The sequence below is a fragment of the Mediterraneibacter agrestimuris genome (assembly GCF_943193195.1).
Taxonomy (GTDB): Bacteria; Bacillota; Clostridia; order Lachnospirales; family Lachnospiraceae; genus Schaedlerella; species Schaedlerella agrestimuris.
The window spans coordinates 1-13565 of sequence record NZ_CALPDG010000064.1 but is presented as its reverse complement, the minus strand read 5'-3'; the positions used below and the strand labels follow the sequence as shown (position 1 = coordinate 13565).

17 protein-coding genes and 2 pseudogenes are annotated in these 13565 nt (G+C 41.3%); 3 read left to right on the top strand and 16 right to left on the bottom strand.

The window, feature by feature from the left end:
• Positions 1 to 147 precede the first annotated feature (147 nt).
• On the bottom strand, positions 148 to 360 hold the full coding sequence (locus tag NFS18_RS17805) for a heavy metal-binding domain-containing protein (protein WP_251392677.1): 213 nt from the start codon (positions 358 to 360) through the stop codon (positions 148 to 150).
• A 117-nt stretch (positions 361 to 477) separates the two neighbouring features.
• Here NFS18_RS17805 and NFS18_RS17800 point away from each other — a divergent pair, with 117 nt between their 5' ends.
• On the top strand, positions 478 to 1083 hold the full coding sequence (locus NFS18_RS17800) for a TetR/AcrR family transcriptional regulator (protein WP_251392675.1): 606 nt from the start codon (positions 478 to 480) through the stop codon (positions 1081 to 1083).
• A gap of 278 nt (positions 1084 to 1361) precedes the next feature.
• On the opposite strand, the gene NFS18_RS17795 is transcribed toward NFS18_RS17800, so the two are convergent.
• From NFS18_RS17795 to NFS18_RS17765, 7 genes are read right to left on the bottom strand one after another with little or no spacing between them, the layout of a single operon-like run.
• Positions 1362 to 2291 (bottom strand): hypothetical protein, encoded by a 930-nt coding sequence (locus tag NFS18_RS17795; RefSeq protein WP_251392673.1) that lies wholly within the window; start codon positions 2289 to 2291, stop codon positions 1362 to 1364.
• A gap of 6 nt (positions 2292 to 2297) precedes the next feature.
• Positions 2298 to 3161 (bottom strand): PcfB family protein, encoded by an 864-nt coding sequence (locus NFS18_RS17790; RefSeq protein WP_251392672.1) that lies wholly within the window; start codon positions 3159 to 3161, stop codon positions 2298 to 2300.
• Entirely contained in the window at positions 3136 to 3675 is a 540-nt protein-coding gene (locus tag NFS18_RS17785) for a hypothetical protein (RefSeq protein ID WP_251392669.1), read from the bottom strand. Before NFS18_RS17785 ends, NFS18_RS17790 begins: the two co-directional genes overlap by 26 nt.
• Positions 3676 to 3713: 38 nt before the next feature.
• Positions 3714 to 4310, bottom strand: coding sequence for a relaxase/mobilization nuclease domain-containing protein (locus NFS18_RS17780; protein ID WP_251392667.1), 597 nt, complete (start codon positions 4308 to 4310; stop codon positions 3714 to 3716).
• The gene (locus tag NFS18_RS17775; RefSeq protein WP_251392665.1) at positions 4276 to 4569 is read right to left on the bottom strand and encodes a hypothetical protein; all 294 of its coding nucleotides are present in this window, start codon (positions 4567 to 4569) and stop codon (positions 4276 to 4278) included. Before NFS18_RS17775 ends, NFS18_RS17780 begins: the two co-directional genes overlap by 35 nt.
• A 1-nt stretch (position 4570) precedes the next feature.
• The gene (locus tag NFS18_RS17770; RefSeq protein WP_251392663.1) at positions 4571 to 4936 is read right to left on the bottom strand and encodes a plasmid mobilization protein; all 366 of its coding nucleotides are present in this window, start codon (positions 4934 to 4936) and stop codon (positions 4571 to 4573) included.
• Positions 4933 to 5586 (bottom strand): DUF5688 family protein, encoded by a 654-nt coding sequence (locus NFS18_RS17765; RefSeq protein WP_251392661.1) that lies wholly within the window; start codon positions 5584 to 5586, stop codon positions 4933 to 4935. Before NFS18_RS17765 ends, NFS18_RS17770 begins: the two co-directional genes overlap by 4 nt.
• A gap of 46 nt (positions 5587 to 5632) precedes the next feature.
• Here NFS18_RS17765 and NFS18_RS17760 point away from each other — a divergent pair.
• Positions 5633 to 6490 (top strand): annotated as a pseudogene (locus tag NFS18_RS17760) (tyrosine-type recombinase/integrase); the annotation flags it as partial.
• A complete protein-coding gene (locus tag NFS18_RS17755) occupies positions 6467 to 7873 on the top strand; it encodes a MobA/MobL family protein (RefSeq protein WP_251392679.1) in 1407 nt (468 codons plus the stop codon). The pseudogene NFS18_RS17760 and the gene NFS18_RS17755, both read left to right, overlap by 24 nt.
• A gap of 86 nt (positions 7874 to 7959) precedes the next feature.
• On the opposite strand, the gene NFS18_RS17750 is transcribed toward NFS18_RS17755, so the two are convergent.
• The 8 genes and pseudogenes from NFS18_RS17750 to NFS18_RS20010 all read right to left on the bottom strand — a co-directional run.
• Positions 7960 to 8439 carry an MGMT family protein gene (locus NFS18_RS17750; RefSeq protein WP_172471628.1) on the bottom strand — a complete coding sequence of 160 codons (480 nt, stop codon included), beginning with the start codon at positions 8437 to 8439 and terminating at the stop codon, positions 7960 to 7962.
• 93 nt (positions 8440 to 8532) lie between these two features.
• Complete coding sequence (locus NFS18_RS17745; protein ID WP_103240839.1) at positions 8533 to 8880, bottom strand: hypothetical protein; 348 nt, start codon at positions 8878 to 8880, stop codon at positions 8533 to 8535.
• A gap of 221 nt (positions 8881 to 9101) precedes the next feature.
• Entirely contained in the window at positions 9102 to 9482 is a 381-nt protein-coding gene (locus NFS18_RS17740; RefSeq protein WP_160201083.1) for a TnpV protein, read from the bottom strand.
• Positions 9483 to 9778: 296 nt separating this feature from the next.
• Positions 9779 to 10438 carry an RloB family protein gene (locus NFS18_RS17735; protein WP_251392659.1) on the bottom strand — a complete coding sequence of 220 codons (660 nt, stop codon included), beginning with the start codon at positions 10436 to 10438 and terminating at the stop codon, positions 9779 to 9781.
• Positions 10439 to 10440: 2 nt separating this feature from the next.
• Positions 10441 to 11775, bottom strand: a complete 1335-nt coding sequence (locus tag NFS18_RS17730) for an AAA family ATPase (RefSeq protein ID WP_251392657.1) — start codon at positions 11773 to 11775, stop codon at positions 10441 to 10443.
• A 258-nt stretch (positions 11776 to 12033) separates the two neighbouring features.
• Entirely contained in the window at positions 12034 to 12921 is an 888-nt protein-coding gene (locus NFS18_RS17725) for a hypothetical protein (RefSeq protein WP_251392656.1), read from the bottom strand.
• A pseudogene (locus NFS18_RS17720) lies at positions 12900 to 13388 on the bottom strand (DUF4368 domain-containing protein); the annotation flags it as partial. The gene NFS18_RS17725 and the pseudogene NFS18_RS17720, both read right to left, overlap by 22 nt.
• Before the next feature lie 24 nt (positions 13389 to 13412).
• The coding region (locus NFS18_RS20010) for a transposase (protein WP_251392054.1) at positions 13413 to 13565 on the bottom strand (153 nt) is incomplete at its 5' end.

Sequence of the window (13565 nt, the reverse complement as noted above, 5' to 3'; positions counted from 1 at the left end):
TAAGTTACGGTTTTACTTACTTTAAAGTAATGCTATCCGTTTTTAAGCAAGTTTATAGCGGCGTGAATAATTCAGGTACAATTATTTCTGCCGCCCCGTCTACCAGATTACATGTAGAATAGCTGATTCCAACGATTACATCGGCACTCATTTCATTTGCTTTTTCTTCCATTTTTTTGTAGCCGTATCTGCTGTAAGCTCCAACAGTTCCGTATAAGTTTTCAGTTCACCTCCAACTACAGATTTTAAACTTTGCCCAATATCCTTTGCAAGATTTTTGCTGTAAATAGACGCCCCTCTTACCAATCCTAATACTTCCAGTTTCTTTCCCTCGATTGTGTTTGTACTTGACATTAACATTTCATTTTCTCCTTTCATTTTTAATACAGTTGTATTAACTTTTTTCATTTTAATACACTTGTATTAAAATGTCAAGTATGATATATTAAAAAAAATTTATATTAAGGAGAGCAGCGTATGGGCAATAAAGAAAGTTACACGAAAAAGCAGGAAATTTTACAGTTGTCAATAAATCTAATTGGTAAAGAAGGACTATCATCTGTTAGTTTTCGTAAACTAGCAAATGCCTCTGGGTATACAGTAGGTTCTATACAAAACTTTTTTAAATCACAAGAGAATTTCTATGTAGAAATTATGGAGTATATTGAGTTTTGTGCGATTCATCGGGCAGAAAAGCTGGAGCTGTTTCAACACGACATCTCATTAGAGGACTTTATTATATATTCAGAGCAGCTTCTCCCTCTCGATAATATACGGAAAATGGAGTTGATGGCATGGACGGCATTAGTCGGTTTATCAAATGTCTATCCTAAAATACAGCAAAAATCTCAAGATTTACTTTTAAAAAATTATGATTCAATGGAAAAGGCTATTGACTTAATGAAAGTAGTTAATATTTTCGCTGCTAGCCTGGATACTCCAACATTTTCCAGTATTTATTACTCTTTTTTGGAAGGACTGTCGCAACATTCTTTCGTAATGCCACAAAAATACACTTACAGCCATATGAAAGAACTTAATCAGTTTTTTATTACAGAAAACTTTTTAGCCAGAAATGAATAAGGGGGTTTCCGTAGTAGTCGGCATTGTGGGAATGTGTATAACTGGCTGTCTAATGGAGTTGTGGGTAACTCTGTTTGCAGGACGTGGGAAAACGGCTCTTTCGCTTTTCCATGTGCTATGAACAGAGTTATCCATGACGGAATAGTCTGTTATGCACATTTCCACAATGCGCCCTTGCTTTTCCGGCTCTTGATGTTCAGACGGGACGGCTATGCGGTTCTATCTGCTTCCTGTTTTGTTTTCTTCTCATTTGTTTTACCGTTTTTTCTAATCCCCTTTTACCTCGCATCCTCTCTCTGTGGATGAGCACCCATGCGTGGCTGCTGGCGTTCCGTCTGATTGCGTTCCTGCTGCAAAGACTTCTCCATCCGGGCATTGATGTTCTTAAAGGATTCCTGCGCTTTCGCTAACTCCGCACGGACTTCCTGCGGTTCCATATTTTCAAAAAACTCCGGTGCATGGCTGAAATCAAAATACTGTGTGTCAATGTCATACTTCTTGCAAAGCATATAAGACGCCCAGTAGGCATGAAACGCCTCTGCATCCCGGTCATACATCTTATTTCCATCTGCAAACCCTGCAAGTGTAAGTTCCGGAGATAGCGAAAGAAAAATGGATTGTGCATCCATCCCTTTTCTTACATAGATGCATTTTTCATCCGGTGCAAACAGCGCACCTTTCCCCTCCGGCATCTGATCCGGTTCTGCCGGAACGGTATTCACCGGAGGATTGATGAGCAGCGCACGGATCAACTGTTGTTCTGTGACCTGCGGTTTCTCCTGCGTATAATTGCGTAAACTGGTCTGCGATGGCTCGTACAGTTTCTTGGCATTGTAATACATTCCAATACTTCCATCTTCACGCTCATACTCTTTTCCCGGCTCCAAAATGAGTACCGGATTATCTCGCTCCTGTCGTTTCACAAAAGTTCCCCGACTTCTCCAGTAACTATAATCGCCTAACTTCTGTGCCTCCGGTCGCTGCGCTAAGATCAGCAGGGAATTACTCGCAGTATAGCGGTCAAAGCGGCTCTGCACATCCAGATATTTCTGAAACATCTGACTGTCCGTTGCAACTGCCGCCGTAATCTGTTCTGACAATTCATAACAACGGTTCCGGTTATTCTTACTCTCCGCAATAAATGCCGCTGTGCGGTCATCCTGTGGAACTGCGGATACATTTAACATGGAATCAAAATTTATACTCATCTCTTTTTACCTCTCTTTGCTCATTTTTTTCGGTTTCCTGTTCTGTGGCTGCCGATGCTCCAGTACTCTTTCTTGCTGTCTTCTTCCTCTTTGCTGTACACGATCTGAAACTGGCTGATTTCGATTCTTCTGGTTTCGTTCCGCCTGAATCTCCCGTAACTCCTCCCGCACCGATTTCTTCTGCGGCGCTGTCGGCATATACAAATTAGAAGTACCCTCGGCGGTTCTGCTGTGCCTCTCGAAGATAGGCTCGGACAGAAGGGATTTCTTTGTCTTTGCCAAAGAGGGGTTTCGCGGCTGTGTCTCCTCTTTCTTACTCGGCGCACCCATCAATTCCTCCATCAACTGATCCGTATCAGATTTCTCCCGTCCGGTTCGCTCCGGCACATCCTGAGACTGCCCGGATTTTTTCACTCCAGTTCTTTCTTCTCCAACGGTCTTTGCTTTCTGTTCCCGTGATTTTTCGATTTCCGTCTTAATCTGCGCCGCCTCCGTAACCATTGCAAACTGAAAGCGCTCTACAATACGGTTGATCCGGGGCGCATCCTCTTCCTTTACCATAATGTCTACCATTCCATCGCTGCTTCCTCTTGGATTCCGCACCGCACAGTATAAGATTCCATACCGCTTTGCCTCCTGCACAAATTTACGCAAATCACTTTCTTTCACGGAAAATACCGTCAGCGGACGTCCCGAACGCACCAGCGTTTCCAGTCTCGCCCGTCCACGCGTCTTTTTCTGTTCTTTCAAAATGGCATATAAAAGCACTGCAAGCTGTTTGGCTCCCGCCCCGGAAATTTTCAATGCTGCTTCTCCCACTTCCAACGACATCCGCACTACTTGATCAGCGGCTTCCCCTGATGTGTTCATGTCTTACCTCCTCCTTTCTCTCTGTTGTTTCCTGCCTCACGATAGGAATTTTCTCTTTTAAAATCTGAGACCGTGCGGCAATTCCATCACAAAGTTTCACCTCCTCCCCCAGTTCTTTTATCTCTTCTGTCAATTTGGAACTCTCAGCTTTCAACGCCTCCTGCACATGCTCATCCTTTGCGCTTCGGAGTCGATACCTGAGATGTGTACGCTCATCCACCAACTGTTTTCGTCGGCTTTCACAAGTTTCCTTCCACGAAAAAAGCTGCTCTGCGGTATCAATATGACAACGACAAAGCAGCCTTGTTTCTTTTTTAATCTTATTCAATTTGTTTAAATCTTCCCTCAGCAATAAATGCAGTTCTTTTTGATTCACAGGTGTTCGATTTTTCGGAAGAATTCCTAGCAGATAACAATAATGCAGGTACAATCCCCGCAATCCTCCAATTTTTCGTTTCGTTTGGAATGTTCCACGCAGATGAATCTGTCTGGCTCTTCTCTGCTCTTGTCTCAAACGATAAGAAGTTTTCGGAAACGGACTCTTTTCTTCTGTTAAAATCTCCTGCGGATTGCTTCCATCGTGTACGCCTCTCCGAAGTTGCGGGCAAGTTTCAATCCTCTGTCTCGTCCCGCCGGTCGCAAGGTGATATCCTGTCCGAACTTGATGTCGTAACCTTTCTCCCTTAAGAAATGAAAAAACTGATCTTCCGTCCTTGCCCTGCGGATTGCTTCATCTACATCTGCCCGTACCATTCCCCGGTAAGTCGGCTTCTGTTCCTGATTTGCCCGCCACTCCCCATAATGCTGAGACTTGCCCTCACTTGGCTGTTCAATCACAGATAACGCATACTCCTTACACAATCGGTCTGATTCCTTTCGCATCCTGCAATAATCTTGTTTCGTCCGATGATACCGTTTTCCATCCAAAAAGGAAACCGAGTTAACTACAAAATGATTGTGCAAATGGTTCTCCTTATCCAAATGGGTTGCCACCAATACTTGAAACCGATCGCCCCACAATGCTTCTGCCAGTCTCACACCGATCTCATGCGCCATCGCCGGCGTACACTCTCCCGGCGCAAAAGACTGATACCTATGAAATGCCATGATTCCCTCATCTTTCCCATATCTTTTTTTGACTGCCATCATTTCTCCACGGGCGGTGGCTGGGGCACAATTCACACCAGAAACATGCTGCTGCATAACCATGACTTCCTCCGCAATTTCCTTGCCTTGTTTTTTCTTCATTTACTGCATATGCAATGACATCGGACAGTCCTTGTGATTCTTCTTCCGTGATTTCTTTTTGCTCTAAATAAACTGGATTTTTCGTCTTCTCTGGATTCTCTACATAAATCACGACCTTTCCAAGCCACCCCTTCACACTCCAAATGGATGTGGTTGCCATCTTACTGACCTCTTTTCTCACATCTGCCCGTTCTTTCCTGCGGATTTTTCTCCGGTAAAATCACTGCTTCCGTAATCTCTTTTACCATCTGCTCGAACAACCGGACTGCCGCATCATATCTCTGAACGTCCATCACATTCAGCACATGGGCTTTCTGCGCAATCTGATTCAGGTTATTCCCGATTTTATGAAGCTCTCGCATCATGGAATAATAATCCGGCGGCGGTGCATCTCTTGGGACAATTCCGGTAATAACTTGACGCAGATATGCCTCCCGGTTCAAACCGCTTTTCTTCACTTTCTTATCCAACGCCTCTGCTTCTTTCCGATTCAGCCGAAACATAATAGCAATATTCCGTTTTCTCATCGCGACATCTCCTTTCCCCGCTCTATGGATTCCGGAACTTCTACGATCTTCTGCGCTTCCTTATCGTAACAGTAAACCCGATCGGATAACTGTTCCTTTTTCTCTACCTGATTCCGATTTATTTCCCGCACCATCGCTCCCAGTTCTTTCGGTGGAATTTCTCCACGATCAGGAAGAATCAACACTTCATGCAAAGAAGAGGGTAAAATATAAAATCCCTCCGGAAAGAACTGACTTAACCAATCCATTACCTGCGGTTCAAACATCATAGCTGCACCGAAATTTTTCTTTTCATTTGTAAGCACCAGAAGTATTTCTTCCTGATTGGAAAAATCAAGTTCTTTCTTCAGTAAATTTTCCGGCGGGGCGCCTCCCATAAAAAGCTGCTTTGTTACCTCCTCTAAGTTTTGTAACACCGGAGTATTCGCAGGATTTGTATTCTCTGACGCAGTCTGAAACAATTCCTCCCGATCTACATTCCACTTTTGCAACATCTGTTCCGTGATCTTAAATGTTGCGTTATAACTGCCCTGCTCCACCGGAAGATCCGCATAACAAAGCAGCGACAGATCTACTACTTCTTTATGAGGAACTTGCTCTAACAGTTTCCGGTCTTTCTTTTTCTCTTTTACTTCTATCTGTACCTGCATAGTTCCAACTTCCTTTCCTGTGCTCTTATTCTTCCTGATCTGTACGATGAAGTCGATTCACTTGCACTGGTACGCACGCTTCTACATCGAAGATGAAAGCGGAAGAAAAGTACAGAAAGAGTTTGTGGGAACAGAAAGCAAGTCTGAAACAGAAGCCCTGCTCAGAAAAGCAATCGCTGACTATGAGGAAAAGAAATTTGTCGGGAAAGCCGAAAACATCACGGTTGGCGAAATGCTGGATATGTGGGTAGAGGAAGAACTGAAGCCCGGCAGTCTTAGCAACGGTACGGTTATGGCATATATGGCGGCAGTCAAAAAGATTAAGAAATATCCCATTGGTAGCCGAAAACTGAAAACCGTGACCGCCGACCATTTACAGGCGTTTATCGACCTTATGAGTTACGGAGGGGTAAATCCTGACGGTACAACTTCAAAGCCGATGAGCAAAGGCTATATGCTGCAATTCTCGGCGGTGCTGCAAAATTCATTCCGCTTTGCTGTATTTCCGAAAAGGCTGATAACCTTTAACCCGATGCAGTATGTGAAGCTGCGTGGCAGAAAAGAGGAAACAGATATTTTCTCGGACAGCGAAGAAGATATTGTTCCTGTTCCTACCATTACACACGGGGAATACCAAAAACTGACGGACTTCTTAACCCAAAAGAAACACCCTGCCCTGCTTGCGGTACAGATAGCCTACTATGCAGGCTTGCGTATCGGAGAGGTCTGTGGTCTGACTTGGCAGGACATCAACCTTGACGAGCAGTATCTAACCGTAAGACGAAGTATGCGGTACAATGGCACAAGGCATAAGCACGAAGTCGGCACGACAAAACGCAGTAAAGTCCGTACCGTTGATTTTTGCGACACATTGGCGGACATCTTACGGAAAGCAAAAACAGAAATATCCTATATCACAAGCCACGCAAGGCAGGAAAATCTCTATGCCACCTACCGCACCGCCGACAATGAATTTTGGAGTAACCTTGCAAGGGAAAGCCAGCAGGAATTTAAGCGAAGCGGTACAGAGGGCAAATGTATTGAAGCAAGGGAATTGATTATCGCCCTGCCCGAAATTTATACAAGATATGAGCCGCAGGAAGTCCTTGAAGATTTTACGGAGGAGTTCCGCAGGCGGTATGGCGTGGAGTGCGTGTCAGCCCTCCACCACAACAAACGCAAAACAAACTATCATATCCATCTTATCTTCAGCGAAAGAAAACTGCTTCCTGAGCCTGACATCAAGATAGCCACACGCAGCGTGTTCTATGATGAAACAGGCAAAAGGGTACGCACCAAGAAAGAAATCACAGGGGAGGACGGGCAGATACGAAAAGGCTGCACCGTCATAAAAAAGGGAGAAATTTATGAAAGCCACCTCTTTACCGTGAAAGATGATAAATTCAAAAGCGAGCCTTTTCTTCGGGAGGTAAAGGAGATTTACACCGACCTTATCAATCGGCATATCTCCGATCCCGAACAGCAGTTAAAGGTATTTGATAAGAACAGCGTTTATCTTCCTACCAAGAAAATCGGCAAGAACAATCCCAAAGCCGCCGAGATTGAAGCGGACAATACCGCAAGGCAGGAATGGAACAGAACAGCGGATATGGCGCTCATATCGGGTATTTCCGAAGCAAAGATTTTAGAAATCAAACAGACCGAGATACACGAAAAAGCAAGCCAGTCTATCAAGAGCAAGGGTTGGCTGCCTAATCTGTTCCGTGGGATTGTAACAAAAGCAAAAGATTTTCTGCAAAACCTTATCCGAGAAAAAGATATGCCGCCCAAGCCTACGCTTGATATTGATATGGCAGAATTCCGCCATATGCGAAACCTGATGATAAAAGTACAGAATAAGGCGGTAAAAATCAAAAACTTGCAGGACAAAGTTCTGCCGCAGTTGAAACAGCAGCTTGCCGATACAAAGGGGCTTTTCAAAGGCAAAGAGCGAAAAGCGTTGGAAGTAAAAATCAAAGAAACCGAAGCGGAGATTGCTGACAGGTTGGATAAAATCCCCGATACACTCAAAGAGGACGGTTATCCCGATGTGCAGGTATTTATGCGGACTTTCCGTGAAATGGAAAGCGTTGTGGAACAGTATAACCGTGACCTTGCAGAGTGGGAATACCAAGTCAGCAGGAAACCGACAGCTACCGCCAAAGAACAGCACAGACCGCCCGAAAAGCAGAGCGTGTTAAAACATCTGCGTGAGATACAGGAACGCAACAAGCAGCAACCACCGCAAAGACAGCGTAAAAAATCCATTGACAGAGATAGCCGATAGGCATTGAAAAACACCGCCAGCGTGTGACCGCTGGCGGTGTCGTCTTACATAACCTATCGTCTATTTCCTTACAAACAGAGATTTACCTATTTCAAATCAAAGAGAGAACTTTCATAGTCCTTTACATAGTATCGTATATTTTTACGACCTTTTTGAATAATGATGTGTCCCTCTGCTTCCAATTTTTCTTTCTGTGCTTCAATACCATTGGGATATTTAGGATTGAGTTCTCCGTTTGCTTTCAATGTTCTCCAATAAGGCGTTTCATCTTCGGAACGCTGATAACTCGCCCATGCAACAATGGAAACAAAAATTCCCGCTGTAATTGGTTCTGTAAAATCAGCACCACTCAATTTTGCAAAGTATTTTCGTATTTCCCCAACGGTAATTACTTTACCATACGGAACTTTTTTCATTACTTTGTCATAGTCGATTGGCGGTGCAAAATACATTTTACTGCCACCATATTTTTCAATACTTTTCTGGTCTGTGATAATTTGAAATTTTGGCATATCCTTATTATCGTGCAACATAGCATTAAAATCTTTTTTATCTTCGTTTGCCATTTCTGCCACCTCCTACTTTAAGGATAATCTGTTTGGCATTCCTATGCAATGAGGCTGTTTGAAAAAATTCGTCATACAAACTGAAATTTGTGGTTAGACGATATTCTCACCCAAAATTATTTTAGGCATTGTAGTTAAACATCTGTTCCAACGTTTGTAAAACTTCTCTATACCAAGTTTAGATACTCTTGCATGAGCTTCTTCATTTTCTAACACCCAATACAACACATATGTTACCTTGCCTACATTTCTCGTGAGTCGAACAGGCAATTCCCCCTCTTTAACCGCATTAAAATCTTTTTGTCGATGAGTACGTTTTATATAATGTACATCAATGACCCCATCTTGTTGTAAATAAAATTCGGCAACTTCTTTCATTAGTTCTTCTATTTCATCTAATTTGGTTAATTTCGCTTCATATATGCATATTTCATTAAACATAAAACACCTCCTCAAATTCTAATTTGTTCCTGTATAAAAAGTATATCACGAAGGCGTGAAGATTTCTATACTGTTGTTCATTTGCATAAGCAGTAGCGTGTCAATGTAACGCTATTGCCTAATGAGAAGCCTTGTTTTGTTACTATCTGCAAGCCCAAAATACAGTAGGGGAAGTATTATCCTCCACCCACTGTATTTTAAGGCAATAAGCGTTACGCTCATTAGTTATAAATCAGTTCGCTATATACAATTTCTCTCGCCCTCGCTTGTATTTCATTCATTCTTCCAATCCACAATATCATGCTTTCTGCTTTTAGTTGTTCAGTCACGCCCTCCTTGTCAGCCATTTGTTCGACCAATCGAAACATCATCTTCGTTGCTTGTTCGTCAATATCAGCAAGATAACAGTTCAATTTTCCGCTTGTGAGAAGCGTGGTGTAAACTGCCCGTTTATGTTCCTGCAAATAGTGTTTGTGTCGCTGCCCCCATAAGCCGATAGGCTTGTGTCCTTTTTCGGCTGGTAAAGTAAGGCAAGGAATATAATAATCTCCTTGCAGTTCATACCAAAGACCGTTGCTTTCATCATAAATATACTTATCCATTAAAAAGTCCTCCGTTATAATATATTCGCACATATATCACAGTTCTCCGATTACCACACTCTGTTATAACTTGTTATGAGATTTTCTTGCCCTTGATTTTGCCCTTATGATTGTGCAGAACAAGGGTAACATGGTGTGAAATCATATAAAGAAATAAGGTGTGATGATTGCGATAAATCCTTTGTTTTCAAGGCTTTCGGAGGATTTTATTAAAACCCTATGAGGTGTGATAAACACCTGTAAAATTATGAGTTTCTAATTTTCATTTTCTATTTTTAACTCCACGCATTCCATTTTTACAATAATATGCACTCATTCAAAATCTTCTCTATTGCTTCCCATGCCGTAAGGGATGGATTTTCTTTATAATACTGGTAGCCTTTATATTGATGCAGAATATATCCATTCTCCTTATTTCTCTGCATGATTTTCTTTGCCCTGCCAATAGCAGCTATTACATTTGAAAGATCCATTTTACTTAAACACCGTTTGAAATTATCCTCGTGTTTATATTCATCCATATTTTCAAATTTCTCTCCAAATGCCCGGTTAATCTGAGTAACATATTGTTTCCTATGTGCATAAGAAGCATTACAATTCATCATATGCAAAATGATCCATAAATCAAATGTAAAATTACTGTATCCCGATTTATACTTAATCTGTTTTCCCAGTTTTTCTGCCTTTTTCATGTTATCCATAACGTCCTGAAATCCTTGCACATGGATCGGCTCATCACTTTCGTAATCAAAAAAATGATATATTTCTATTTTTCTGGTAACTGTCAGGGATTTTGCATGTTTTAATGGATTCTTCTTTACAGGACAATCAATCGACACTTTATATACGGACTCCTCTGTACTGTTAATCATATCCTGCAACCATTTCAAATACCATTGCTCAGTTTCTCCCTCTACACTAAAATAATATTTATTTGTTGGCTTTCTCTTTTGCATAACTACACCTCTCGTTCTAAAATTTCTTCAAAGATTGGTGTGAAATCTATATCTTTGATTGCACCATACTGACTAATAAAATATTTACTCATATAATCTTCGTGTCTGCGAACCCCCTTATCTCCTGTCGTCCCAAAATCAGAAAGTGCATACAAAACACTTTGATGACTATCATCATCTCGTTCTACAAATTTAATTTCATCTCTTCTAAAAAGATTAGAATTTAAGAAAATGGGATTATGTGTATTAAATATCAGCTGTGCATGATGAATGTTCACATCATCATTATGGAACACATTGATAATGCTCATCAATGCCATTGGATGAATAGATGCATCAAACTCATCCACAATCAGTGTTCCGCCTGTCTGAATTGCCTTTATGACCAATGGAAACATATTGATAAAGCGGATTGTTCCATAAGACTCAAAGATCTCTGATGCAATCGCAGCATTTTTTTTATTTTTAGAATTCCGAAAAACAGAATATAATTTTGCGTCCGGCTCATCTTCACTTACAACATATCCAACTGCATTTGAATTGATTCCAAATAATTTTGCTGCTTCATCTGTCGTTTTCTCTACATAAATCGCTTTCTTTTTCGGATCAGCAAATCTTTTAATCAACTGCATGGAGTCCGCACGGTAAATAACCATAAATTTATTTGTAAACCAATCTAATACCAATTTTGCAAATTTCTGTGAAATAATCAGTTTAAATCCGTTTGTCAAAAACAGCTCATCCCTGCTTAAACTATTCTTCGCAATTTCAGTGATACTTTCTGTATTCTGTTCTGTTACATCCGAAAGATATGATTTAATTACTTTCATATCTCCTATTTCCAAATCCTGCGTACGTCTGAAAATCAGTTCATCATTTACCGTAAGACTTTCAAATACAATATTTCTTGCATAATCTTCATCAAGGAACATCCCCAAATCAATTTCCAATTCATACTGAATTTTGAATTTATTCTTTTCATCTTCTTCATAAAATTCAACAGAAAAATATACTGGGTGTGGCTCCGCAACACTATTATTAGGGATTAATTCCAATGCCACAGAAGCAGGGTTTGGAGATGATTTTTCTTCCGCATTTCGGATATTTCCTTTCAGCACAATGGCTCTCAGCACATCCATTGCACCGATGATATTTGTTTTTCCTGCCGCATTTGGTCCGTAAATAACAGAGGAACTTAACCCTTTAATTTCCTTTCCCTTCACTTTTTCTTTCATAATACTGTAATCTAATCCTTTTTGTTTCGGCGCGGTAATCATAGAAAAGCACGCCTCATCAACAAATGATTTATAATTTTTCGTTTTAAATTCAAGAAGCATATTTTTTACCTCCATTCTGCTTAATTCTTGCAAAATCATACTGTAATTATATGCTTATTATGCTCAAACGTCAATTATATCATTCTTATTTTGCATTTTTTTTGCAAAATAATCGTCTTTTTATGTTTACGTATAAGAATAACCGAGATGTCTTTTCTAAAACACCCCGGCTATCCATTACTTCTTTTTGAACCATCCATTTAATAGAACAATGCTCATTATATCATATTCGGTGCCAGTCCTCTGACACCACATCTCTCATCGTTCCAAAACCTTACACTTTGTTTCTACCACTTCCACACTTTCATCCGGCTCCACGTCTAAAATCGGATGTTCTTTCTTATCCATATCAAGCATTGCATTTAATTCCCCTAATCTTGCGGTTTTCTGTTGTAGCTCTTCTTCCTGCGCAAAGGGCTTCTGCACTTCTAGTTTCGCTGTTTCAAGTTGTTCCTTTAGCGTTTCCAATCGCTCCTGACAATGCAAGAGCCGATCCGGTATCTTCTCAATCTCATTGTCAATACGTGTGATATTTCCATAGATATCTGTTCCAAGCGCTACCGGATAACTTCTTTTTCCTTTCAGTTCTACAACAAATTCTTTTGAAAAGGTATTATAAGAAAGTTCCATCCCAAATCCTCGGTATGCTCCAAGTACAACTGGCTCCGGAGATTTCATTGCTTTGCATGCCGCAATCACTGCCTGTCCCGCCTCTTTTTTATCTGCATATGCCGTTCCTTGTATCTTCATCGGTGGAAAAGTCTCCCGATCTTTCGGTGTATATTCTTTTACATGTTCCAAGTCTTCCTTATATTCTGCAATCCACTTTTCCTGCTGTTTGATCTGCTGCGGGAAATACGTCATCACTTTATCTTCCATTTCATACTTTTGGCTTAGATAACTCTGCTTTAAAAGTTGTAACTTCGACACCTGAATATCCAAATCCATTTTTTCTTTGATAAACGGATTTCCGGCGGCAAGTGCCTTGATTTCTGCATAAGACAATGCGGTTGCGTCCACATCTTCCACTGCTCTTACCGGATTTTTGGAAGTCATAATCTGACTGATAATCTTCTGCTTATTTTCAATGACCTGATAAAGATACGCATCAAAGGTTCCTTCCGTCACATAACGGATAATGTCCACCTTCTTATTTTTATTTCCCTGACGGACCGTCCTGCCGGCTCTCTGTTCCAGATCAGTCGGTCATTTTTTGCGGACAGTTCAATGCATACCTGCCTTTTTCTCTCCCTGCTCCTGCGTTTTGTTTCTATTCCTTGAGCCTTTCTTACTTTTTCCCTGCACTCTGGACAAAACTTCGATACTCCAGAGCCGGGGACGTATTCAACGCCACATACCATACAGTGTTTGGCGGGCAACGCCGTCCACCGTTTTGTGGGTGTGATATGTAATTCACCGACAAAGCCGATGAATTTATAATAAATCTTGATTTCCTGCTGTACCGTTCCGTCTGCAAGTTTCTCACGCTCCGAAACAAGTATCTTGTCTATCAGTGCATTTATAACGGTTGCGTCCAGTCCCTTTAAGCCTTGGTAGTTGCGGATAAGGGAGAGGAAGTCACGGATTCCCTGCGATTTCTCGTAGTGAATATTATCCCCCTTGGGGTTCTTCCGCAATTATCCGTATTCACCACTTGACAATATAAGCTTTGCGGTCAATAACTCCTTGCCACAACGACCATACATGGTACGCTTTATCATTTTCAATTTGCTGTTTGTGCCCTCAACAAAACCATTACTGTAGTCATATGCTACAGCGTTCTCAACAGC